A 23,550-nucleotide genomic window follows, 5' to 3' on the forward strand; every position below is an offset into this window, starting at 1 on the left:
GTTTCTTGTTGCCAAGAAACGATATAAATTTTGTCGTAGACACTCTTAATGAGTGCCCACACAGATTGTCTTGTTATAAATTGTTAAAGAGCTGTCGTGCGAAGTTTTTGAAACGAGTTTCGAAAACTTCTTGCGGAAGGTGACTAACATTACCTAAAGCGGTTTGTTAAGTCGTGCCTTGCTGCACGTTCGCAATATCTGCGAATCGCTTCAGAGGTAACCCTCTCAAGCGGGATGCGTATCTTACAGACTTGCATCAGGGAGTCAAGCTTTTAATTTAAAATTTCTAAATTAATATTTGCTTGAAACCCGCTTCAAACAAGGCCTTGACGAACATGCTTAATAACTCACCTAAGCGCGTTCGTTTGACTTGTCCTTGAAGCGAGCGCGCATTTTACAGAGATAGAAAACTGGGTCAACTACTTTTTCAAACATTAAAACCAAGTGCACAAAAAAACTACAACACGACGTACACACAACTTGTGTTGCATTGGCTTGACTAACGCTGTAAAGATAATTGGAGAAAAGGTGAAAGAGCAATGAAGACACTTAGCTGAAAGTTGCATAGCTGAATGAGGTCGTTATGCAGAGATGATGTGTTTGAAGTGAAAGTCTAAGAACAAAGTATAGTTAAAAATCTAAGGTCAAAATCTATCGGACCCCTTTTACTTACCAAGCGATTAAGAATGTTGACCTTAATCATGTTCGGTATTAATGCTGCTGCCTATGACTCACCTTAGTGTGAGCCAAAGACAACAAAAAATGAGCGTTTAGCCTAGACGTCTTCGACGAATAAGCATTAAGGCCACGATCATCCCAATGGCACTCAGCGCCGGTGCGCTGACAGCTTCGGCATCAGTAACACTAATAGAGTTGCTCACCAAACTGTCACTGAAATCGAACACATCTAATAAGACTTCACCGCTAACGAGGTTTTCTATATACGCATAGAAAAAATCAGCGTCTTGGTCGTATTCTAAAATTATCTCGAAGTCGTCGCTGAAAAATGACAACGCAAACGACACGATGCCGTCTTCTAATACGTCGAAGGTATATACCTCGAACACATCAAAGTTTGATAAATCAGATGCAGCAAACGATATCCCAGCGAATGCGTCCATAAAAGCGAATGACTCACTCGGCGATGCCAAATCGGTAAACACTAATAAGCTGTTGGTATCCACTTCCGCATTATCTGATGACAATGCAAAATCTAGTTGAATATCGTCGTAGATAAATTGTTGAGATAATATACTCGCGTTGCTAGACACTGAAATCAGAGCCAATGCGACACCCATTAGCGTGCTCTTCATAACTTTTGAGAAATGCATACTTCTTCCTTAACTTCTTTATAAGATTAACGTCTTGTTAACAAGTTAAGGCAAAACTGCCTGTTATCGTATTACTATCTTTATTTACGCGTTTATGGTTTTTTTATGAAAAATTGTAAAATAATCTGACACTGCAAAATAACATAACTCGCCGTGCTAGCGTAGCACCTGCCAGCATATTGTACTTACAGCTTTGCATCGTCTGTTTGTTTGTCTGACTCTAGCTCATCTTTTAAAGGCTCGATGAAGTCTGCATCTTCGTCAGCCTCTCCAACAACATCCTCAAGCGTCACTTTGTCTACACTTTTAAATGTATTGAAGGGCCCGGCAAGCGCATACAAAACAAACACGATGAACAAGACTAAGGAAGGCGCTGTAGCCACAATTATAAATACTAGAATCACGACTAATATTGCTACAAACGGCACCTTGCCGTGCCAATCCACCTCTTTAAAACTATTGTATTTAAAATTACTCACCATCAATAGGCCCGATAGCCCAGTTATGATGGCGACTAACCACCCAAAGTCATTTCCTGATATTTCGTAGTCAATGCCGCACCAGACCATGCCAGCCACTAATGCGGCCGAAGCCGGAGACGCTAATCCTTGAAAAAAGCGTTTATCGGCTATACCCACTTGAGTATTAAAGCGCGCCAAGCGAAGCGCTGCACCAGCTACATATATAAAAGCTGCCAACCAACCAATCTTGCCAAGATCAGTAAGTCCGTAATTGTATGCTACAAGGGCGGGCGCGACACCGAATGAGACCATATCTGCCATTGAGTCATATTCGGCGCCAAATGCAGATTGAGTATTGGTGATACGCGCTACGCGACCGTCTAATCCATCAAAAATCATCGCAACAAATATCGCAATCGCGGCATTTTCAAAGTTGCCGTTCATAGACATGACAACGGCATAGAAACCTGAGAATAAACCTGCTGTTGTTAATAAATTTGGTAGTAAATATATACCACGACGAGTTGGCTTGGTGTCAGACATATGTTCTCCCTTTTCGTAAATTGTATCGCATTTTGAACTGCATGTTCAGTGTGCATATGAGTTTTCTTTTTTGGCATCTTTTACAGCAGCACAGCTTTACTAACACAGATGAGTAAAAGAGGCGTACTCAGCGAACAAAATTACATATAGATTGACGTGCTGTATCTAAAAAGCGACAATCGTCAAAGTTTTTTACAATAGGTATGTTTAGCAGTTAATTTTAATTGCTAACCACCTGAAAAATAATAGATTTAAATATATGGCTTAGTTTTTGCTAAGCTGTTCAGCAGATGATAATAACCAACGGAAGAGTTATGAAGTTAAAGTTTTTAGGACTAGCAAGCATTTTATTGAGTGCTTCATTCGTCACCATGGCCTCACAGTCGACTGCCGGAGCGAAGTGGAGCTTCTTGTCTAGCGACAACGACACCAATAATCACATATCTGGCTCAGGGGCACATACATCACTACATGGCTCAAAAGATGGCGTTTCGCTCGATATTACTGGTTGGTCGTCTGCCCTTCACGGCGGACAAAGCTATTGTGGCACCGCTGCCAACGACCGATGTGTTTTACGCTCAAAACTCACTCGGTACAATAAAGGTGGTTTAGGCGTCATTAATATCGACGAAACAGATGACGAGCCAAATCATTCAATCGACAATAACGCTAACGATTTCGATATGATATTGCTAACCTTCAGTGAAGCAGTAAACATCTCTGCAATCCACACTGGCTGGAACTTTAGCTATACCGCTGGCGCTGAAACCTCAGGTACTGGTGATGATGAAAGAAGATGGAACCATGCTAATGCTTCTGCGCTTGCCTACACTGGTAATGGAACTCCTCCTGCGTTTTCCACCTACCCCGATTCTAGTACACAATACAGAACTTGGAGCGACATTGCAGGTGATGGCTGGAACAGTATCGCTGACAACGCCAGGACAGTAAACAAGTCTGGCCAGATTGGAAACATTCCAATTACCAATAACTTGTTCTCACGTTTTTGGTTATTGGGTGCTGCGCACGTACTTGACCAGCACAATATGGGTTCGTCAACCGACCATATCAAAATTTCTGGTGTGACTTTCCATAAGCAACAAAGCGGTACGCCAGACTCATCTACGCCGGTTAATGCGCCTGCCTCCATCGCGCTGCTAATTGCTGCTGGTATTGTAGCACTGAGACGAAAAAAACAGAGCTAGTCTTTAACTAACACTGAACGAAAAGGCGGAATTTCCGCCTTTTTTTATGTAAACTCAAAATTGGTCTATTGATTGTTAAAGCACATGAAACATATATTTCTCGTTATACTTATTGTTCCTTTTTTGAGCTTGGCTCAAGTAGAAGACAATTATGAAAAAGCCAATATCGCGTTCAGCGAAAATCAATTTGATGAAGCATACATCTATTTAAAGAACAGTCTAAATGAAGATGCGAATCATCTTCCTAGCAAGATTCTAATGGGAAAAGTGCTCGCTATATCATTTATTTACGACGATGCTATTGATGAATTTTTTGAAGCACTAAGCGCCGGTGCTGACCCAAATTTGGTTATCGACTTTCTAGGCAATGCGTTACTTGTAGAAGGACGGTTTGAAGAGGCCATCGGTCTTTCGTCATCAGGATTAAGCACAAAAAATCGCGCGCTGCTCTCTGCAATTCAAGCAAAAGCAAACAGCAGTTTAGGTAATAGCGATGAAGCTCGCTCGCAGTTTGAACAAGCGATTAATTTAGATGCTAGCAACTCTGCCATTTTTGATGCTTATGCTAAATTCGAGCTTTCCCTCGACAATATAGATGCTGCAATATCTCTTTCTCAGCGAGCAATAGCTTTAGATATGAATAACGTTGAAGCCTATCGGACGCTTGCAAATGCCTACAGTGAAAACTCCGATGTTGAGAATTATCTCGCCAGCCTTATAAAGGGCTTAGAAATAGATGATACTCAACCTCTTTTGTTGCGAGACTTGGTATCTGCCTATGTAAAGCTAGAGCGATTTGAAGATGCAGAGCAAGTCTTAAACAAAATTCTTTCGTCTTCATCGGCCAATCCAATGGCACGATTGTTACTAAGCTGGGTGCAAGCGCAGCTAGGTAAAAATGAATTATCTCAAAATACCTTGGAAGACTTAGTAAACTACCTCAGTCTTATCGACTCCGACAGTGTAGCAACGGGCGATGGCCTAATTTATATCGCGGGCTTGGCAAACTACGCCTCAGGCAATATCGAAGCGGCTCGGCAAAATCTGCAAACATATATTACAAAGCAGCCTCAAAATTTTAATGCCTCGATATTGCTGAGCGATATTTATGAAAATGAGGGAAGCGTGCCCTCAGCAATCGCCGTACTAGAAAAATTCAGAGATAGAGCAAACACGGATATAGAGTTTGCAGACAAGCTTTGTTCTTTGTACATAAAAGCGAGACTTAACCATAAATGCACGTCGTTAGTCAGTCAGCTCAAAAAAACCTTTAGCAGCGATGACCGGCTTATCGTCATTGAAGCAAAAGTACTTGCAGCGCGTGGCAAAATCGACGAGGCGCTAGGCAAATTAGACACCGTGCAAGCAGAGTCAGAAAGGGTGACCGTTGAAAAGGCGATACTGGCATTGAAAGTCAACAAGTTTGAAGAGGCAGAAGCGCTCATCAAATCTCTTTTGGTGTCGGGCGAGCGCAACAATGACTATCTGAACGTACTTGCGGGTGTATATATCAAAAAAGGTGACTCTCAGCAGGCACAAGCACTGGTAAACGAAATACTGGATAAAAATCCGTCGCACTATTCGGCAAGGTTTAATCAGGCTTCATTATTTGCCAGCGCTAACCGCTTCACAGATTCAAAGCGCATATTAGAAATCTTAAACACCGAACAACCAAGAGAGTTGCAAGTGTTGTTGTTGTTGGCGAAAGTGGAGAAGGGACTCGGAAACTTAGAACAGGCCTTAGTGTATGTAGAGAACGCTTTGGATATAAGTGCTGAACTGTCGCAGGCGAAGATTGAACAAGCTGAGATTTACGGTTTGCTAGGGAATTACAAGCGCGCGTTGCAGATACTGAATCCACTTGTTAAAGATAATTTTCTTGACCCCGATTATCTCGCACGACGAGCAGATTTATTGATCAGAATGAACGATTTAAGTGCTGCCAAACGAGATTTAGATACATTGTTTGGCATTTTTGCAAATGACGGCAACGAATTATTGCAGCTCTCTTACTTTCAAAGACGTGCAAACGACCGTCAAGGTGCACTCAAGAGCATAGATCGTGCGCTTGAATTATCGCCTCAAGCCTATTTTCCACTTCTAGAAAAAGTAAAGCTCTCATTAGAGCTTGGAGAACTTGACGCTGCAAAATCGACTATGCGCGTATTAAAAAATACGCATGACAATACAGCAGATATCGCAATGCTGCGTGGTGATGTCATGATGGCAGAAAATCAATTCGACAAAGCGACAGAAGCTTATCAAGATGCCATTGAACAAGATCCTAATTTTGGCCAAGCATTGTTAAAACGTTATGAATTGGCGAAAAGAGGCTTTCAGACTGACCAATTTATTAAATTTGCAGAAGACCATCTGGCAACTAACAGTAATGCAAATTTAATGAAGCACCTGTTAGGAGATTTATACCTCGAGATAAATCAAGCGGATGCTGCTAAAAAACACTACAGCGAGTTACTCACTCAAACGCGTTATCGAAATTTAGCTTATATTATGAATAATCTGGCAAATATTTATATTAATGAGGGGGATTATCAAAACGCCTATGAACTTGCTCTCAAAGCCAATGAGCGACTGCCGAATAATCAGGCAATCACCGACACTTTAGGTTGGAGTTTGGTCAAACTCAATCGTCTTGACAGTGGTCTAAACTATTTGCGACAGGCATTTGCGATGAGCACCGCCGACCCTGCTGTGCGCTATCACATTGGATATACGCTAGCAAAGCTCGGCAGAAAGTCAGAAGCTATTAGAGAACTTACAAACCTGCTTGAGCAGTTCGGTGATTTCAAGGAAAGACCGTTGGCAGAAGACTTACTTGCATCATTAACCTAGCCATTACTTAACAAGTTGGATGCAAAAAAGGCGCTGCCATTCACATGCAGCGCCTTTTTCGTTTTAAGTTAAGACTCAATCAGTAAGGGTATGTTAGCGAGGATAGCTAATGCGCCTTACGTAATTGATAGTTTGCCGTCCACAACATCAATCCTGACGGTGTCGGTCAAACCTGACTCTTTAGACAGTAACTTTTCAGCTAGCGGGTTTTCAATCTGAATTTGTATAGCGCGCTTTAATGGTCTGGCGCCAAATACTGGATCAAACCCCGCCTCTGCCAGTTTTTCTAGGGCTTGTGCGCTGATTTCAAGCTTGAAGCCCATCTCATGTAAACGTTGTCGTAAGCCAGCAAGCTGAATCTTTGCGATGGCCTTAATCTCGTCAATCGCAAGAGGATGAAAAACGACAATATCATCAACCCGGTTGATAAACTCTGGGCGAAAATGCTGCCCTACTACTCCCATAACATCTGCTTTCATACTGTCATAGTCATGCTCGTTGGCCTTAGCTTGTATAAGGTCAGAACCTAGATTTGAAGTCATAATGATAAGGGTATTTTTAAAATCTACCGTTCGGCCCTGTCCATCGGTCAACCTGCCGTCGTCTAGCACTTGCAACAGAATATTAAATACATCGGGGTGCGCTTTTTCCACTTCATCTAGCAAAATCACCGAGTAAGGTTTTCTGCGCACCGCTTCAGTTAAATAGCCCCCCTCCTCATAGCCTACATAACCTGGAGGAGCACCCACGAGTCTTGCGACCGAGTGTTTCTCCATAAACTCAGACATATCAATGCGAATGAGCGACTGCTCAGTATCAAACATGAAATGAGCGAGTGCTTTACAAAGCTCAGTTTTACCCACACCGGTTGGGCCTAAGAATAAAAATGAGCCTGTGGGTTTATCTGGGTCTGCCAAGCCTGCACGGGAACGACGAATGGCATTAGACACAGCTTTTACCGCCTCTGCCTGACCTACAACTCTTTTTCCAATGACCTCTTCCATGCTTACGAGCTTTTCTTTCTCACTCTCAAGCATTTTATTGACAGGAATACCCGTCCAGCGCGACAGCACGTCGGCTATTTCAATGTCTGTCACTTTATTTTTTAACAGCGTATTTTCAACGGTGTCAGCCAACGATGCCTTTTCAAGCCGTTGTTCTAGTTCTGGAATTTTTCCATATTGAAGTTCTGACATACGGTTAAGGTCGGATGCTCTGCGAGCAATATCCAAGTCAAGCTTGGCCTGCTCTAGTTCGGCTTTTATACCTTGTGTGCCCTGCATGGCATCTTTTTCACGATTCCATACTTTATCAAGTTCAGCAAATTTGAATTCAAGTTGTTCTCTTTCTAGCTCTATTGTTTCTAAGCGTTTATGACTTGCAGCATCCGTTTCTTTAGCCAAGGCTTGCTCTTCTAATTTGAGCTGAATAATTCTGCGCTCGAGCCTGTCCATTTCTTCTGGTTTAGAATCAATCTGCATACGGATGCTAGATGCCGCTTCATCAATCAAGTCTATTGCCTTATCGGGCAATTGCCGGTCACTGATATAACGATGCGACAAGCTTGCCGCAGCAACAATTGCAGGGTCGGTGATATCTACCGAATGATGAAGTTCGTAGCGTTCTTTTAAACCGCGTAAAATGGCAATGGTGTCTTCCACGCTGGGCTGATCAACGATCACTTTTTGAAAACGACGCTCTAAAGCCGCATCCTTTTCGATGTACTGACGATACTCATCTAAGGTGGTCGCTCCAACACAATGCAACTCACCTCTGGCAAGTGCGGGTTTAAGCATGTTGCCGGCATCCATTGCGCCCTCGCCTTTTCCGGCTCCTACCATGGTATGAAGTTCATCAATGAACAAAATGATGCGTCCCTCTTCTTTTGAGAGCTCATTTAGCACCGCTTTTAGGCGTTCTTCAAATTCGCCTCGATATTTCGCACCTGCCAGTAATGCGCCCATATCTAGCGATAAAACACGCTTATGTTTCAACCCTTCTGGCACTTCACCATTGATAATTCTCTGAGCTAAGCCTTCTACTATGGCGGTTTTACCAACACCAGGCTCGCCAATAAGGACAGGGTTATTTTTTGTGCGTCTTTGTAATACTTGAACCGTTCGACGAATTTCATCATCCCTACCAATAACCGGGTCGAGCTTTCCTTGCTCAGCGCGCTCAGTAAGATCCATTGTGTATTTTTCAAGTGCCTGGCGCACGTCTTCGGCATTTTGGTCGGTGACTTTTTGTCCACCGCGAATTTTATCAATCGCTTTTTCAACTTGTCCCTTATCTAAGCCAAGTTGTTTGAGGATTGTGCCTAGTTGGCCGCTATCTTCACTTGCCGCGAGCACAAACACCTCTGATGTGATGTAGTCGTCTTTGCGCTGCTGTGAAAGTTTGTCACACATATTCAACAGTCGAACAGTGTCGCGCCCAAGCTGCACATCACCACCAAACCCTTGTATTTTAGGTAGTTTATCAATGGCCTCAGCAAGCGCAGACCGCAAGCTATTAACATTAACCTTAGTCTGATCGAATAATGGCCTTACACTGCCACCTTGCTGATTGAGCAGCGCTGAAAGCAGATGCACAGGCTCAATATATTGATTGTCGCGGCCAAGCGCGAGGGACTGCGCATCAGAAATAGCAAGCTGAAATTTACTTGTAAATTTGTCTAATCGCATAGTTAATCTCCGAAATTTCCATAAAGTGTATATGGGTATTTGAGGGAGTCATTTCAAGCCAAAGGGAAAACTAATATCGCATTGCGATGGTTGCCATCCGGCCGCAGTCTTTTATATTTAGGTGAGAGGCTTGTCGGTAGGAGAACAATGCGTCATGGCAATAAGTACATTCGTCAGAGCTTTGCACCTCGGTTACGCCGTGAGTCGTCAGTATATGTGTGGCAATGCCGCTTAAGTTCATATGCCATTTACTTGGATTGCCTGGGTAAAAGAATGCCTTGTACGCATCAAAACGCTCAGTTAATTCACGGCCAACTTCAAAGTGTTTTTGACAAATACTCGGCCCTATCCACGCGCGTAAATAGCGGCGTTCATCAGAAAACTTTGTTAGCGCATTTTCAACAATCCCGTTGGCAAGTCCTTTCCAACCGGCATGTATTGCGCAAAATTCCGACGAGACAGTACTCATAATCACAATGGGCATACAGTCAGCCGTTAAAATAACCAGAGGTTGCATTTTCTGGTCACTAAATACGCCGTCGCAAGGTTCAGTTAAGCCTTCAGTTAAGGCTCCAGCATTGAGCACTCGTGATGAATGTACTTGAGTAATATATTGTGGGGATTTAACAGCGCCTTTATTACCAGGGATAGCTGACACTTGCTGGCAAAGCCAACTGAAAAGGGCTAGACGATTAGCCTCAACGAGCTTGGCGTCATCACCAACATGAAGTGCTAAATTCAATGTATTGAAAGGATGTTCACTTACTCCGCCATAACGCTGCGTCGTAAAACATATACTATTAGCACTTAAAGGTTTGTCGGGCGTAAATACATTCACATGCTTTCGCTAAGTCCGTTTGCCTGAGCGTCGTTATCAAGCGCGGCAAGTAGTTGCTTAAAATCCTCTGGAAGTGGCGCTTGCCAAGTCATAGTTTCACCGCTTATGGGATGCGTGAGGGTAAGCTGAATGGCATGAAGTGCTTGGCGTTTAAATTCACGTAAAACCGCTATGAAGTTCTCGCTGGCGTGTTTAGGCAAGCGTGCTCTGCCGCCATATTGAATATCCCCTACCAAGGGGTGCTTAATGTGAGCCATATGAACCCGAATTTGATGTGTTCGACCGGTTTCTAGCTTCATTCTTAAATAGGTGTGCGCTCTATATTTTTTCTTTACTCGATAGTGCGTCACCGCTGGCTTACCACTGTGCTTTACCGCCATAAGTGTACGTTTAGTGGTGTGGCGGCCAATATTTTCATCAATACTTCCGCCGGCAATTAGATTACCCATTACTACCGCTTCGTACTCCCTACCCATTGTGCGAGATTGAAGCTGCTCTACTAGATGCGTTTGAGCCGCTAAGGTCTTTGCTACCACCATCAAACCGGTTGTTTCTTTATCGAGACGATGCACAATACCCGCGCGAGGAATATGCTCAATGTCGGGAACGTGGGCAAGAAGGGCATTGAGTAAAGTACCTGACTGATTGCCCGCGCCCGGATGCACAACTAGGCCAGCCGGTTTATTAATAACCAATATATCATTGTCTTCAAACACAACGTCGAGGTCGATTTGCTCTGCCATGTCTTCAACTTGTGTTTCTAAGTCTGCGCTAATGCTAATTTGCTCTAGCCCTTTCATTTTAAGCCGAGGTGTATTTACGACCTCTCCGTCGACGGATACACAATTGGCTAAAATCCACTCTTTTAGCTTTGAACGTGAGTATTCGGGGAACAATTGCGCAATGCACTGGTCTAGTCTTGTGTTAAAAGCTTCTGGCGGTATCTCGCCTGAGAGTGAAATCGATTTGACTTGCTGATTCATAAACAACATTATCGGTGAACATTGGGGCATTATAACAAGCAAAGCCAATAAAAGCAGATGTAAGTTTTGGTGCCTGTATGCAGTTAAGTGTAGTAAAATGAATAAACATAGAGTGGTATGAGAAAATTTAAAAGCATGAAGGATTGGAAAAACGTGGTGCTAGCCCTTGGTAGCATAGCACTTTTAGGGCTGGGCGGTTGCAGTAGTTCTGAAGAAGACCAGCGTGAACTCGTTGCAAATCAAGGCGCTACAGCTTTATATAATCAGGCAAAGAAGAGTATGGAAGTCGGAAACTTTTCTGCGGCGGCGGCAACGCTCAGTGCAATTGACTCTCGATTCCCCTTCGGCCCTTTATCACATCAGGTGCAGCTCGATTTAATATATAGCTATTACAAAACAGGCAACACCGAACAAACTTTAGCCACTATCGATAGATTTGTTCGTCTTAACCCAAATCATTCTGATGTTGACTACGCGTTATACATGCGCGGTGTTACCAACATGGAGCAAGACAACAATCTTTTCCAAAATTTACTTCGCGTTGACCGCTCTGACCGAGACCCTTCAAAATCCAAAGAAGCTTTTGAAGATTTTCGTCGGCTCATCGATAAATATCCAGAGTCTAAGTACACAACTGATGCTAAGCAGCGCATGCTTGCGATTAAAAATCGCCTAGCGAAATACGAAATTGAGGTAGCGCGTTTTTACATGAGGCGAGAAGCTTACGTGGCTGCCGCAAACCGCGGCCGTTACGTTCTTGAGCATTACCCCGATACACCTCAAATACAACCAGCACTTGAGATTATGGTGTCGAGTTATGATGAACTCGGTTTAGACGAACTCCGAGAAAATGCCGTTAAAACACTAAAACTAAATTTCCCAGACAGCGAGTTTATCCGCTAAGCGGCTTATCTAATATAAAATTAAGATGTAAAATTCAGATATAAAAAAAGCAGCGATAGCTGCTTTTTTTGTGTTTGCATAAGTTATGTATGCAATGGCTTAAGTTTTAGTCGGTGGCTTAGGGTTTAGTTGATACCTTAAAGTACAAATGGCTCAAGGGATTAATAAGGCGCGCCCAACCCGACGTAAATTGAAGAGGCTCATCGATAATACTGAACACTAAACACCCTTCTTCACGCATAGCTATTGGTGAGTGAGTATGCTTGTGGTCAAGTGATATGTAGTCACCCGTGTCGTACTCATTAACACCATCACTAAACCGACCGTCTAATACTAAAGTGTGCTCGTTGCCTAAGTGAGTGTGCTCTGGCACGCCCCCGCCCTTTTCCATGTAGATAAAATTTGCAAGGTTTTTGCCACCAATAGCAACAGGCGCTTGCCACAACTTACCCACTAAATGCGACCAACTGTCCACATCGCCTGCAAACCGCTGCAATGAGGGTGGTATCGAAAATGTCTTACCGTCTATTGACAGGCTTGCAGAACGTGAGACCGGAGACTTTGGTGGAGCGGAAGATGGGCGACTAACAATAGCATCGAGCATATTGCCGAGTTCATTATCAATGTTGTTGGACGTTAGCGCCTCATGTTCAAACACGGCGTCAGCGGCCACGTCCACCATTCCGCTCACTTTTGCCATGCACTGAGGGCACATGTCGCAGTGAGCAGATACAAGCAGAGACTCGTTAGGTGGTAATAAACCTTCAGCAAAACCAACCAACACCTGGTCGGTTGGGTGAAATCTAACCATGTTCTTTAAGCATTTCCTTTAAACGTTGCAACGCCAAACGCGTTCGCGACTTAACGGTACCCAATGGGATAGCTAGCTCGTCGGCAACTTCCTGCTGCGATTTACCGTCTATGTAGATTGCCTCTACTACCGCTTTTTGCTTAATTGGGAGATTGTTAAAATACTGACCTACTTCTTCCAATGTGATTTGTTCATCTAGAGGCACTTCGTTCGCATCGGCTGTTTGTTCACACAAAATAGGCCACATGTCGTCGGAGCACACATCTTCTTTACGATTTTGAAGCTTTCTGAGCATATCAAATCGGATGTTTCTTGCAATAGTAAAAATCCACGTAGATGGGGAGCCTTTCTCAGAATTAAAGAGATGAGCCTTCTGCCATACATTTGACATTGTGTCTTGTACGAGCTCCATTGCTAAAGCTTCATTGCCCATTTGCTTAAGTGCATATGAGCGAAGTCGTGGGGCAAAGTATCCAAACACTTTTGAAAAGGAAACTTTGCATCGGTCTGTTGCTACGGTGTTCAAGTAGGCAGACATCTCAGCAGCACAGTCTTTAGGTTTACTAGCGTCGTGTTTCTTGTCGTCCAACGGAATTCCAATCAGCATTAACTTCACCTTGTCGTATGCATTAATATAGGTTGGAACTGAGTATAGCGAAAGTTTCTGTGCTAAAAAGTGAAATATATTTAATGTAAGTAATGTTGCTAAACTACCGCAACACAACTATCTGCATATGCTATTCAATAAGCTGTGACAGATACTTAACTACCTTGTCGCAGTCTTGTTGCGCCATAAAGTGTTGCTTCTGCTCGGCACCAACAGGCAGCAACTCAAGCCACCGATTGACAACCCATATTGGGTCATCAAACTTGGTAGTTTCATAAAGGCTGCTGACCTCGGGATATTTATCGAACACTTCTTGTAAACGAACATTCATCGGAGTGAGGTCTTCAATGTTCGACTCACATCGCCAAGTTTCACAGCGTTCAAAGCTGCCTACCCTGAGACCGTCAAATTCGGTTTGTATATCAGAAATCGATACGCAATATTGCCCTTCAATTGTTACGCCCAACAAACCGTCTTCCAAAACATCAAAATCAATCACATGGCAGTAAGTGCCCAAAGGAAATATGTGCGTGTTGTTTGATTTATCGCCCGTATTGTTAATCATGCATATCACAAAGCCGGTTCCCGCCTTGCACACTTCTTTTATCATGCGCGTGTAGCGCGGCTCAAAAATTCGAAGCGCCATTCGACCTTCGGGGAGCACATGAGAAGAGAGTGGGAACAGCGGAGCTTGCATATTATTAAATCCAATTTGACATTTCACAGATTTGTACTACTCGCTGGCGCACAAAGATCGCTAAGCTCCTCAATTAAAAAAACTTAATTTGATGATCTTGACTATAATGGGTGTAGTAAAAATTTTACAATTTGAATCACACGACGTCGAATATGACAACAATCGAACAGTTCACCGCCTTTTATACCGACTTAGCGAGTATGCAGGTGAGTGCATTGAAAAATATTTACAGCGACAACGTCGTATTTATAGATCCTATCGCAGAGCATGAAGGCTTGCCTGCCGTAGAGCATTATTTTGAGAAGCTTCTCAAAAACGCCAAGTATTGTGAATTTGATATACACAAAGTACTGAGTACCAACGATGATGGTTATTTGGTGAATTGGACGATGAGATTTACATCTAGCCGAATCAACAAAGGGCGCCCAGTCGCGGTTGATGGCATTACGGTACTAAATATACTCAACGACAAAATAGTGTTTCACCGAGATTATTATGATTTAGGCCAAATGGTCTATGAACATGTGCCTTTACTCGGGCGAATAATAAAAAAGATAAAGAAAGGGTTAAGTTGATGAAGAAAATTTTGATTACCGGCGCCACATCTGGCATTGGTGAGGCGCTTGCTCTTCATGCAGCAGGTCAAGGCCATGAAGTGATTGCATGTGGTAGAAACGAAGACAAGCTTGCCGAATTGGCCTCAAAAAATAATATCACCACCTGCAAATTTGACGCGACCAGCGTGGACGATACCAATGACGCACTCGACAATATCGCGTTTGATATTGCAGTGATAAATGCTGGCACCTGCGAATACGTTGATATAAAAAACGTTGAACCCGATATGTTCAGGCGAGTGTTTGAAATAAACGTATTTGGGTCGGTCAATGTCGCAAGCGCTCTTTTAAAACGTGCTAAACGTGGCAACAAAATTGTTTTTGTAGACAGCCTTGCAAGGTTGCTCCCTTTCACTCGCAGTCAAGCATATGGTGGCAGTAAAGCTGCCCTTCACTACATAGCCAAAAGCTTTGAGGTTGACCTAGCATCTCGAGGCATAGACGTTCAAACCATTTCTCCAGGCTTTGTTAAGACGCCGTTGACCGATAAAAACGATTTTAAAATGCCAATGGCAATCAGCGCTGAGCAAGCTGCCGAGTACATGCTAAGTGGTCTTCTTGGCAATCGTTCTTCGGTATATTTCCCAAAACGTTTCAGTTTATTTATACGATTCTTGAACTTTTTGCCCGAATTTGTGCAACGCAAAATATGTATCTCTATGAGAGGCAAAGCCAAGAGACAAAGCAAAAATGACTAAACGTATCGCGATTATCGGCAGTGGGATTGCTGGCTTAAGCTGCGCATATTTATTGAATAAGCGTGAAGACATTACCCTTTTCGAAGCAAACGACTACATTGGCGGGCATACTGCCACCAAACGAGTCACCGTTGATGGGCGAGACTACAATATAGACACTGGGTTTATTGTATACAACGACTGGACCTACCCTAACTTCATAAAATTAATGAACACGCTCGGCATCCAAAGCCAAAAAACTGAAATGAGTTTCAGTGTTCACAACGATGCTACCGGGCTTGAATATAACGGCAACAATTTGAATAGTCTTTTTGCCCAGCGACGTAACCTAGTGTCTTTGAGTTTCTGGCGCCTTGTGCTCGACATTCTAAAGTTTAATAAAGTGTGTAAACAGGCAATTAACGATAACATTGATACGCAAAACATCACGTTGCTTGCATTTATAAAACAGCACAAACTCAGCGACCAATTCATTCAAAATTATATTTTACCAATGTGCGCCGCTATTTGGTCTACAAGCTTAGAGGCATCGGCGAACTTCCCTTTAAGTTTCTTCTTGAAGTTTTTCAACAATCACGGCTTGCTGAACGTCACTAACCGTCCGCAGTGGTATACTCTCATTGGCGGCTCATCAAGTTATATCGAGCCACTCATAGAAGACTTCCAAGATAAAATCCATCTCAACAGCCCGGTTTGCAAGGTCAGTAAAACAGCATCGGGCTACCAGGTGAGTAGCCTGGACAACACATACGATTTTGATGAGGTTATTTTTGCTTGTCATAGCGACCAAGCCTTAAAGATGCTCGATTTAGAAAGTATGGATGACGCATCCAAAGAGTCTCTCACCGAGATTTTAGGCGCCATTCCCTACGCGATGAATGAAGTTGTTTTACATACCGACACTAGCGTATTGCCCGACAGAAAACTTGCATGGGCAAGCTGGAATTATCGAATAAAGGGAGACAACAATCAATTAAGTGCGCCGGCCGCTGTTAGCTACAACATGAACATTTTGCAGTGTATCGAAAGCGACACTACCTTTTGCGTCACTTTGAACAATACCTCTGCAATTACGCCATCGAAGATACTTGGCACTTATCACTACGCTCATCCACAATTTAGTCCAGAGATGGTTAATGCCCAAGGCAGACGCAGTGAAATATGCGGAATCAACGGCATGCACTTTTGCGGCGCGTATTGGTACAACGGTTTCCATGAAGACGGTGTTCGAAGCGCCCTAGATGTATGCGAACGATTTGGAGCAACATTGTGAGTTGTGAAATCTCTCTTGCTGCTAATGATGGCGACTTAGAAAGCGCTATTTATACAGGCGAGGTGTTTCATCAACGCGTGGTGCCGAAACATCATGCATTTACCTACAAAATTTTTCTTTATTGGATAAAGCTGTCTGAAATAAACCGGCTTAACAACAAGGTGAAAGGATTTTCAGACTTGAGCGGTAAACGTTCTATCGTAAATTTTACGCGTTCTGACTATCTCGGCGACCCATCGCTTGACTTGCAGCAATCGGTCCTCAGCCGAATGAGCGAGCTCAATCATGAACCGCTAGCTGGCGAAGTATTCATGCTTGGTCAGGTACGAACCTTTGGTCTGTATTTCAGCCCCGTCAATTTTTATTATCTGCGCGACAAAACAGGTCACTTTACGCACATGTTGGCGGAGGTGTCTAACACTCCTTGGAATCAACGTCATCATTATCTGGTTGACTTAAAAGAGCAGAAAAGCTGTGACAAGGCGTTTCATGTATCGCCGTTTAATCCCATTGATATGACCTATCACTGGTCAGTACCTCAGCCAAATGAAAATATTCGACTACAATTAATCTGCAGCAAACAAATCAAACACTTTGAGGCAGCAATTAACTTAAAGCGCACGCCCTTAACATCGCGCTCACTCAAACAAGCACTGCTGTCAATTCCTAGCATGACTATAAAAACAATGGCGGGAATTTATTGGCAGGCTCTAAAACTATTTGTAAAACGCGTACCCGTTTATACGCATCCGTAAAGAAAGGAATAACTACATGTCATATGGTGAACAAACATTACAAACGACAGACTCTATTTCTCTGTGGGAGAAAGCCTGCCGTGCAATGTTTATTAGTGCGCTTAAACATCTGCCAGAAGGCAATTTAGTGATCAAAGAAAACGGACAGGTAGTTGCCTCTTTAGGTGACGAAAACTCTGACTTAAAAGCGCAAGTGTGGATTTTAGATACCGCGGCCTACCCTAAGCTTTTACTAGGAGGCAGTATTGCATCCGGTGAGACGTTTACAGAAAAGCTATGGGACAGCCCCGATTTAACCAATGTGATTAGGATTTTTGCCCGCAACTTATCAACACTCGACCGTTGGGAAAAGCGCTTTAAATGGTTAACAATGCCAATGGCAAAAATTAAGCACATCGCTAACAATAACTCTCAAACCCAAGCGAAAAAGAATATTGGCGCTCATTATGACTTAGGTAATCGACTCTACACCAAGTTCCTAGACGATTCGATGATGTACTCCGCGGCGGTCTATCCCGATGCAAATTCAAGCCTAGCGGATGCTCAGCAAAACAAGCTCAGAACGATTTGCGAGAAACTGCAACTAAAACCCTCTGATCATTTGCTAGAAATAGGTACAGGTTGGGGCGGGCTTGCGGTATATGCAGCTAAACATTACGGTTGCAGAGTTACCACTACCACCATATCTGAAGAACAATACGCGTGGGCTGAAAAATGGGTGCGCGATGAAAACTTGCAAGCGCAGATCACGCTTTTGAAAAAGGACTATCGCTTGTTAGAAGGTGAGTATGACAAGCTTGTGTCGATAGAAATGATTGAAGCGGTTGGCAAAAAGTATTTAGGCAACTTTTTTGATAAGTGTTCATCTTTACTAAAATCAAACGGCTTAATGCTGCTGCAGTCAATTACAATAGACGATAGACGCTACGACAGCTACGCTGATAGCGTCGATTTCATTCAAAAACACATTTTCCCAGGCGGATTTTTGCCTTCTCAATTTGCCATCAATAAACATGTGAAAAAATATACTGATTTAAGCATTCGCGATGTCCACGATATTGGACTTGACTACGCGCTCACTCTCAAGCATTGGTTTGAAGCATTTATGCAGCAGAAACAAGCCTTGAATGAAGATGGATATGACGAGCGCTTCACGCGGATGTGGCAGTATTATTTAAATTATTGCGAGGGTGGTTTTTTAGAACGAGTTATCAGCACCGCCCAGTTGGTGCTGGCAAAACCTCAACATCGCGCGCCTTTAAATAGAAGTTAACAAACTAACGAGTCTGCTGCGATGCCAAGCCTAGTTTCCACTAGGCTCCATGATAGATATCGGGTCAGTGAATTTGGGGTCACCTTGTGTAATAGTGATCTCAACTCGACGGTTTTTGGCCCGAGCCTCTGGGGTATCGCCCTCGTCCATCAGTTCGGTAGATGCCTTACCAATGACCTTCATTCTGTTCTCATCAAAACCATCTGCCAGCCTGAGTTCCTCGGCCACTGCAACCGCACGTTGAGATGATAAATCCCAGTTAGAGCGATAAAGCTCGTTAGAAATTTGCACACCATCGCTATGCCCAGAAATTTCGATTTGGCCGGGCATATCGCTTACAAGCGTTCCTAGCTGGCGAATGACGGGAATAAATTGAGGCTGTAAAAACGCCGAACCTGCTGAAAATGAGCCGTTTTCTCGAATTCGAATCACTATTTGCTGCCCAAGGTTCTCAACGTCAACCGCACCGTCTTTAATCTCTTTTTGCAGCAGCTCTTGCACTTTTTTCATTTGCTTCTCAAGCTGCTCATTATTGGTTGCGGCTGCACCGGCCGACGCGGTTTGATTTGCGGTATTAGGGGCCTGACCACCCCTTAGCTGTCCGCGTTGCTTTTGACGACCACCTGCAGAAGCATCCTCGCCCTCTTGGAAGTTAAGCATCGGCTTAGTGATGTCTTGGGTAACCTGCTGCACGGTTTCAATAGGTGTAGGGTCGGGCTTTCCAGGTCGAAATTCTAAGGCAACAACGCTTGTGCCTTTTGGAATATCTTTCAGCTCAATCTTGTTTTGTACGCCAAATGCGAACTTCATAGAGCCCGCTATCTGCTTAAATTTTTTTACGTCCATTTCTGAGAAAGAAAGCAGCAAAACAAAAAAGCACATCAACAAAGACATTAAGTCTGCAAAAGTACCCATCCACGCAGGAAGGCCTTCAGGTGGGCATTTTGGGCATTCGTCTTCCACTACTCTTTTTCCTCAGCCGAACCGCGCTTGCCTTCCGCCAAATAGCCTTTTAGCACGCCTTCAATAACCCTTGGGTTTTGACCATCTGCAATACCCAAAATGCCATCGAGAATCAAACATTGGTTGAGCTTTTCTTCAGCAGCCCTCACGCCTAGTTTAAATGCAATAGGCAAACAAACGATGTTAGCGAGCATAGCCCCATAGAGCGTAGTGAGTAGCGCCACCGCCATTGCTGGACCAATCGCTTTTGGGTCATCCATGTTAGACAACATGGCAACAAGACCGATTAAGGTACCAATCATGCCCATTGCAGGTGCAACGTCACCTAAAGATTTAAATATTATGGCACCAGCGTCGTGTCGCTCAGAGGTGTTAGAAATATCTTTTGCCATAGTTGTACGAACGACTTCAACATCGTGTCCATCCACCAGCATGTCGACGCCCTTTTGCATAAAACTGTTTTCAATTTCGGCCTCTTCAAGTGCCAAAAATCCACCCTTGCGAGCAGCGTCAGCCATTTCAACTACCTTTTGAATAAGCTCTTCGGGCGACTGAATTTTAAATGCAAATGCTTTGCCCGCTATTTTGCCAGCCCCTAAAAACTGGGCTAGCGGATATTGCATAAGCACAACAAAGGTAGAGCCACCGAATACAATAAGTACCGACGGAATATTAAAGAATATGCCTAGGTCGCCACCTAGGACCATCGCCATGACGACAAAACCAAGCGCGCCTATTAGGCCGATTAGTGTTGCTAAATCCACGGTTAACTCCTCTACCTGAAATGAAGGTTGTTTGATATGTTTCTATAAAGGGGTTAACGGCAAGGCATCGTTTATCTTTATGCTTAGTTTTGGCAAAGTTTTGACCCACCAAGGGCAACAAATATCATTGCATAATGGTTAATCGCTCTTTTGTATTTAATGCCTTGAAACTAAGAGGTAGCTTAGGTATTGTTTGCGTCATTGAATTACAGGTATGCAGGCACTATGAGCGCTGAAAAATTAAGCTTTGAACAAGCTATGGAAGAATTAGAAACCATCGTGACTAAAATGGAGCAAGGCGACATCACTTTGGAAGCCTCGTTACAAAGTTTTGAGCGAGGTATCGCACTTGCCAGACGTAGCCAAACACTATTGGAACAAGCACAGCAGAAAGTAAAAATTCTGACCCAAGAGGGCGGTGCCCAAACTCTCGAAGATTTCCAAGCGCCTGACTAATCTACATGCAAGAAGATTTGCTAGCGCTACAAACCTTAACTAAAGCCCGAGTCGAAACAGCATTCGCTAACTACATTCGCGTTCAGGCCTACCCAGATAGCCAACTACTGCAGGCCATGCGCTATGCGCTTTTTAACGGTGGCAAACGCATGCGTCCTTTGCTCATTATGCTTGTGGCCAATATGCTCGGCGGCGACCAAGATGATGTTGACACGGTTGCTTTGGCCGTAGAGTGCATACATGCGTACTCCTTAGTGCATGACGACTTACCCGCAATGGACGATGATGCTCTGCGTCGCGGCAAGCCCACTTGTCATATCGAATTTGATGAGGCCACCGCCATCCTAGCGGGAGATGCTCTGCAGACTCTCGCATTTGAAATTCTGGCCAATCATGCGCTTAGCGATTTTGCCAACAGCAAACGCATTGCGCTTATTAGCGAACTCGCCAAAGCGAGCGGTGCAAATGGCATGTGCCAAGGGCAAAGCCTCGACCTCATTGCTACCAACGAAGACATTAGTATAGACGCCCTCAATCACTTACATAGTCTAAAAACCGGCGCATTGCTTACCGCATGCGTAAGAATGGGGGCGCTGATCTGCTCACAAACGAGCGCTGACGACTTGGCTAATTTAACGTCATTTGCAAATCATATTGGACTGGCGTTTCAAATCCAAGACGACATCCTCGATGTAATATCCGACACCGAGACTTTGGGCAAGCCGCAAGGCTCTGATCAAAGCAATAATAAAAACACCTTTGTCAGTAAACTTGGGCTTGAGGGAGCACAAACACAATTAAAAGCTCATCACCAAGAAGCGCTACACGCCTTGGACACTTTGCCGTACAATACCGCCCACTTAAAGCTGTTCACCGATTACATGGTCACGCGAACTTTTTAAGTTCTTACAGCATACTAATAAAACGACTTAGAAGAATGAATTAAGAATGAGCTTAGACCTTTCCCATTATCCGCATTTGGCAAAAGCAAATATTCCTAGTGAATTGCGCCAGCAGCCAAAGCACAACTTAAAGCTTATCGCTAAAGAACTAAGGCTGTTTTTACTTAACTGTGTTAGCCAAAGCAGTGGTCATTTTGCTTCTGGTTTGGGCACCGTAGAGCTTACCGTTGCTCTGCATTATGTTTACAACACTCCATTTGACCGCCTAATTTGGGATGTGGGTCATCAAGCCTACCCGCATAAAATACTTACAGGTAGGCGCGACCGCATGACCACCATTCGCAAAAAAGGTGGATTGCACCCCTTCCCTTGGCCCCCAGAAAGTGAGTATGACACCTTTGCGGTTGGACATTCGTCAACCTCTATTTCAGCGGCATTAGGCATGGCAATTGCCGCCGACAAAGAGCAGAAAAACCGAAAAGTTGTTGCTGTTATTGGCGATGGTGCGCTTACAGCCGGCTTAGCATTTGAGGCGCTAAACCATGCTGGCGATATTGCCAAAGACTTGGTGATTGTTTTAAACGATAACGAAATGTCGATTTCAGAAAACGTGGGCGCATTAAATAGCCATTTAGCGCGTTTGCTTACCGGCAGTTTCTTCAACTCCATTAGAGACAACGGCAAAAAAATTCTGAGCAATATACCGCCCATTAAAGAGTTGGCAAGCAAAGCTGAAGAGCATATTAAAGGCATGGTAGTGCCGGGCACAATTTTTGAAGAGCTTGGCTTTCGCTACATTGGCCCGATAGACGGTCACGATGTTGACACTATGGTCGAGACCTTAAGTAATATGCGTAAAATTTCAGGCCCACAAATTTTGCATGTGGTGACCAAAAAAGGTAAAGGCTATGAGCAAGCCGAGCAAGACCCAATTAAATGGCATGCGGTCCCCAAATTTGATCACACCACTGAAAAACTGCCAGAGAGTAAGCCTGGTAAACCAAGCTATTCAGCCATATTTGGCAACTGGCTCTGCGATATGGCGGCAAAAGACAAAAACCTAGTGGCTATTACCCCTGCGATGCGAGAAGGCTCCGGCATGGTTAAATTTTCGCAACGCTACCCCGAGCAATATATAGACGTGGCGATTGCTGAGCAGCACTCAGTAACCTTAGCCGCTGGTTTAGCAAGAGAAGGGAAGAACGCGGTAGTTGCCATTTACTCAACGTTTTTACAGCGCGCATACGACCAATTAATCCACGATGTTGCTATTCAGAACCTGCCAGTATTGTTTGCCATAGACCGAGCAGGCATTGTGGGTGCCGATGGTCCGACTCATCAGGGTGCATTTGATATTAGCTTTTTACGCTGCATTCCTAATATGATTATTATGACCCCAGCCGATGAAGCTGACTGTAGAAATATGCTCTATACCGGCCATATTGCGAAGCAACCGGCAACGGTACGATATCCAAGAGGCGCTGGCATTGGTAAAGCCATTGATGAAACCATGACCGCCTTAGAGCTAGGCAAGTCCCGCGTGATGCGTGAGGGCAAAAAGGTAGCCATCCTGAATTTTGGCAGCCTATATGGCGAGGCGAGCATTGCAGCAGAGCGCCTTGATGCAACACTTATCGACATGCGCTTTGTAAAACCGATAGACGAAAAAGCCATTATTAAGGCCGCTGGTGAACACGATTTGCTTGTTACCATTGAAGACGGTGCAGTGGCAGGTGGTGCAGGAAGCGCTGTGGGTGAAGTACTTCAAACTCACAAGGTTTTGTGCCACTTGCTCAAGCTAGGCTTACCTGACGAATTTATTATGCAAGGCACGCAACAAGAGATGTATGTCGAGCTAGGCATAGATGCAGACGGCATTGAACGTGCAATAAAGAACTTTTAAAAGGTTTTTAAGAATAATATGCCTTTT

The 23,550-nt window shown here is 43.9% G+C and carries 21 protein-coding genes; 11 read left to right on the top strand and 10 right to left on the bottom strand.

The window, feature by feature from the left end; all coding sequences use genetic code 11:
• Window positions 1-770 precede the first annotated feature (770 nt).
• Entirely contained in the window at window positions 771-1,331 is a 561-nt protein-coding gene (locus ACFO4O_RS16730; protein WP_382410609.1) for a hypothetical protein, read from the bottom strand.
• Between the two features lie 185 nt (window positions 1,332-1,516).
• Complete coding sequence (pssA, locus tag ACFO4O_RS16735) at window positions 1,517-2,335, bottom strand: CDP-diacylglycerol--serine O-phosphatidyltransferase (protein WP_382410611.1); 819 nt, start codon at window positions 2,333-2,335, stop codon at window positions 1,517-1,519.
• Window positions 2,336-2,649: 314 nt separating this feature from the next.
• On the opposite strand from pssA, the gene xdp1 reads away from it, so the two are divergent.
• Together xdp1 and prsT are read left to right on the top strand one after the other, a co-directional pair.
• The gene (gene xdp1, locus ACFO4O_RS16740; protein WP_382410613.1) at window positions 2,650-3,540 is read left to right on the top strand and encodes an exosortase-dependent surface protein XDP1; all 891 of its coding nucleotides are present in this window, start codon (window positions 2,650-2,652) and stop codon (window positions 3,538-3,540) included.
• Between the two features lie 84 nt (window positions 3,541-3,624).
• The gene (gene prsT / locus ACFO4O_RS16745) at window positions 3,625-6,393 is read left to right on the top strand and encodes an XrtA/PEP-CTERM system TPR-repeat protein PrsT (RefSeq protein WP_382410615.1); all 2,769 of its coding nucleotides are present in this window, start codon (window positions 3,625-3,627) and stop codon (window positions 6,391-6,393) included.
• A 116-nt stretch (window positions 6,394-6,509) separates the two neighbouring features.
• On the opposite strand, the gene clpB is transcribed toward prsT, so the two are convergent.
• The 3 genes from clpB to rluD form a co-directional block, all read right to left on the bottom strand.
• Window positions 6,510-9,080, bottom strand: a complete 2,571-nt coding sequence (clpB, locus tag ACFO4O_RS16750; RefSeq protein WP_382410617.1) for an ATP-dependent chaperone ClpB — start codon at window positions 9,078-9,080, stop codon at window positions 6,510-6,512.
• A gap of 70 nt (window positions 9,081-9,150) precedes the next feature.
• Window positions 9,151-9,918 (bottom strand): purine nucleoside phosphorylase YfiH/LACC1 family protein, encoded by a 768-nt coding sequence (locus ACFO4O_RS16755; RefSeq protein WP_382410619.1) that lies wholly within the window; start codon window positions 9,916-9,918, stop codon window positions 9,151-9,153.
• Window positions 9,915-10,901, bottom strand: a complete 987-nt coding sequence (gene rluD / locus ACFO4O_RS16760) for a 23S rRNA pseudouridine(1911/1915/1917) synthase RluD (protein WP_382410621.1) — start codon at window positions 10,899-10,901, stop codon at window positions 9,915-9,917. The genes ACFO4O_RS16755 and rluD overlap by 4 nt, the downstream gene beginning before the upstream one ends.
• A gap of 135 nt (window positions 10,902-11,036) precedes the next feature.
• Between rluD and ACFO4O_RS16765 the strand changes: the two genes are divergently transcribed.
• Entirely contained in the window at window positions 11,037-11,804 is a 768-nt protein-coding gene (locus ACFO4O_RS16765) for an outer membrane protein assembly factor BamD (RefSeq protein WP_382411121.1), read from the top strand.
• A 118-nt stretch (window positions 11,805-11,922) separates the two neighbouring features.
• On the opposite strand, the gene ACFO4O_RS16770 is transcribed toward ACFO4O_RS16765, so the two are convergent.
• The 3 genes from ACFO4O_RS16770 to ACFO4O_RS16780 form a co-directional block, all read right to left on the bottom strand.
• Entirely contained in the window at window positions 11,923-12,615 is a 693-nt protein-coding gene (locus ACFO4O_RS16770; protein ID WP_382410623.1) for a ChrR family anti-sigma-E factor, read from the bottom strand.
• On the bottom strand, window positions 12,608-13,222 hold the full coding sequence (locus tag ACFO4O_RS16775) for a sigma-70 family RNA polymerase sigma factor (RefSeq protein ID WP_382410625.1): 615 nt from the start codon (window positions 13,220-13,222) through the stop codon (window positions 12,608-12,610). Before ACFO4O_RS16775 ends, ACFO4O_RS16770 begins: the two co-directional genes overlap by 8 nt.
• A 130-nt stretch (window positions 13,223-13,352) precedes the next feature.
• Window positions 13,353-13,919: an LON peptidase substrate-binding domain-containing protein gene (locus ACFO4O_RS16780; RefSeq protein ID WP_382410627.1), complete on the bottom strand. Its 567-nt coding sequence runs from the start codon at window positions 13,917-13,919 to the stop codon at window positions 13,353-13,355.
• 152 nt (window positions 13,920-14,071) lie between these two features.
• Here ACFO4O_RS16780 and ACFO4O_RS16785 point away from each other — a divergent pair, with 152 nt between their 5' ends.
• From ACFO4O_RS16785 to ACFO4O_RS16805, 5 genes are read left to right on the top strand one after another with little or no spacing between them, the layout of a single operon-like run.
• Window positions 14,072-14,494: a nuclear transport factor 2 family protein gene (locus ACFO4O_RS16785; protein ID WP_382410629.1), complete on the top strand. Its 423-nt coding sequence runs from the start codon at window positions 14,072-14,074 to the stop codon at window positions 14,492-14,494.
• On the top strand, window positions 14,494-15,234 hold the full coding sequence (locus ACFO4O_RS16790) for an SDR family NAD(P)-dependent oxidoreductase (RefSeq protein ID WP_382410631.1): 741 nt from the start codon (window positions 14,494-14,496) through the stop codon (window positions 15,232-15,234). The genes ACFO4O_RS16785 and ACFO4O_RS16790 overlap by 1 nt, the downstream gene beginning before the upstream one ends.
• Entirely contained in the window at window positions 15,227-16,507 is a 1,281-nt protein-coding gene (locus ACFO4O_RS16795) for an NAD(P)/FAD-dependent oxidoreductase (RefSeq protein ID WP_382410633.1), read from the top strand. Before ACFO4O_RS16790 ends, ACFO4O_RS16795 begins: the two co-directional genes overlap by 8 nt.
• Window positions 16,504-17,262, top strand: coding sequence for a DUF1365 domain-containing protein (locus ACFO4O_RS16800; RefSeq protein WP_382410635.1), 759 nt, complete (start codon window positions 16,504-16,506; stop codon window positions 17,260-17,262). Before ACFO4O_RS16795 ends, ACFO4O_RS16800 begins: the two co-directional genes overlap by 4 nt.
• Window positions 17,263-17,278: 16 nt before the next feature.
• Window positions 17,279-18,535: a class I SAM-dependent methyltransferase gene (locus ACFO4O_RS16805; RefSeq protein WP_382410637.1), complete on the top strand. Its 1,257-nt coding sequence runs from the start codon at window positions 17,279-17,281 to the stop codon at window positions 18,533-18,535.
• A 30-nt stretch (window positions 18,536-18,565) separates the two neighbouring features.
• Here the strand turns inward: ACFO4O_RS16805 and ACFO4O_RS16810 are convergent, their stop codons facing one another.
• Together ACFO4O_RS16810 and pomA are read right to left on the bottom strand one after the other, a co-directional pair.
• On the bottom strand, window positions 18,566-19,498 hold the full coding sequence (locus tag ACFO4O_RS16810; RefSeq protein ID WP_382410639.1) for a flagellar motor protein MotB: 933 nt from the start codon (window positions 19,496-19,498) through the stop codon (window positions 18,566-18,568).
• Window positions 19,498-20,262: a flagellar motor protein PomA gene (gene pomA, locus ACFO4O_RS16815; RefSeq protein ID WP_382410641.1), complete on the bottom strand. Its 765-nt coding sequence runs from the start codon at window positions 20,260-20,262 to the stop codon at window positions 19,498-19,500. Before pomA ends, ACFO4O_RS16810 begins: the two co-directional genes overlap by 1 nt.
• Before the next feature lie 225 nt (window positions 20,263-20,487).
• Here pomA and ACFO4O_RS16820 point away from each other — a divergent pair, with 225 nt between their 5' ends.
• The 3 genes from ACFO4O_RS16820 to dxs are packed head-to-tail and all read left to right on the top strand — an operon-like array spanning window position 20,488 to window position 23,523.
• The gene (locus tag ACFO4O_RS16820) at window positions 20,488-20,718 is read left to right on the top strand and encodes an exodeoxyribonuclease VII small subunit (RefSeq protein WP_382410643.1); all 231 of its coding nucleotides are present in this window, start codon (window positions 20,488-20,490) and stop codon (window positions 20,716-20,718) included.
• A 5-nt stretch (window positions 20,719-20,723) separates the two neighbouring features.
• Window positions 20,724-21,620, top strand: a complete 897-nt coding sequence (gene ispA, locus ACFO4O_RS16825; protein WP_382410644.1) for a (2E,6E)-farnesyl diphosphate synthase — start codon at window positions 20,724-20,726, stop codon at window positions 21,618-21,620.
• A gap of 46 nt (window positions 21,621-21,666) precedes the next feature.
• A complete protein-coding gene (gene dxs / locus ACFO4O_RS16830; RefSeq protein WP_382410646.1) occupies window positions 21,667-23,523 on the top strand; it encodes a 1-deoxy-D-xylulose-5-phosphate synthase in 1,857 nt (618 codons plus the stop codon).
• The last annotated feature ends 27 nt before the right edge of the window (window positions 23,524-23,550 follow it).

Source organism: Glaciecola siphonariae (assembly GCF_042652645.1).
Taxonomy (GTDB): domain Bacteria; phylum Pseudomonadota; class Gammaproteobacteria; order Enterobacterales; family Alteromonadaceae; genus Glaciecola; species Glaciecola siphonariae.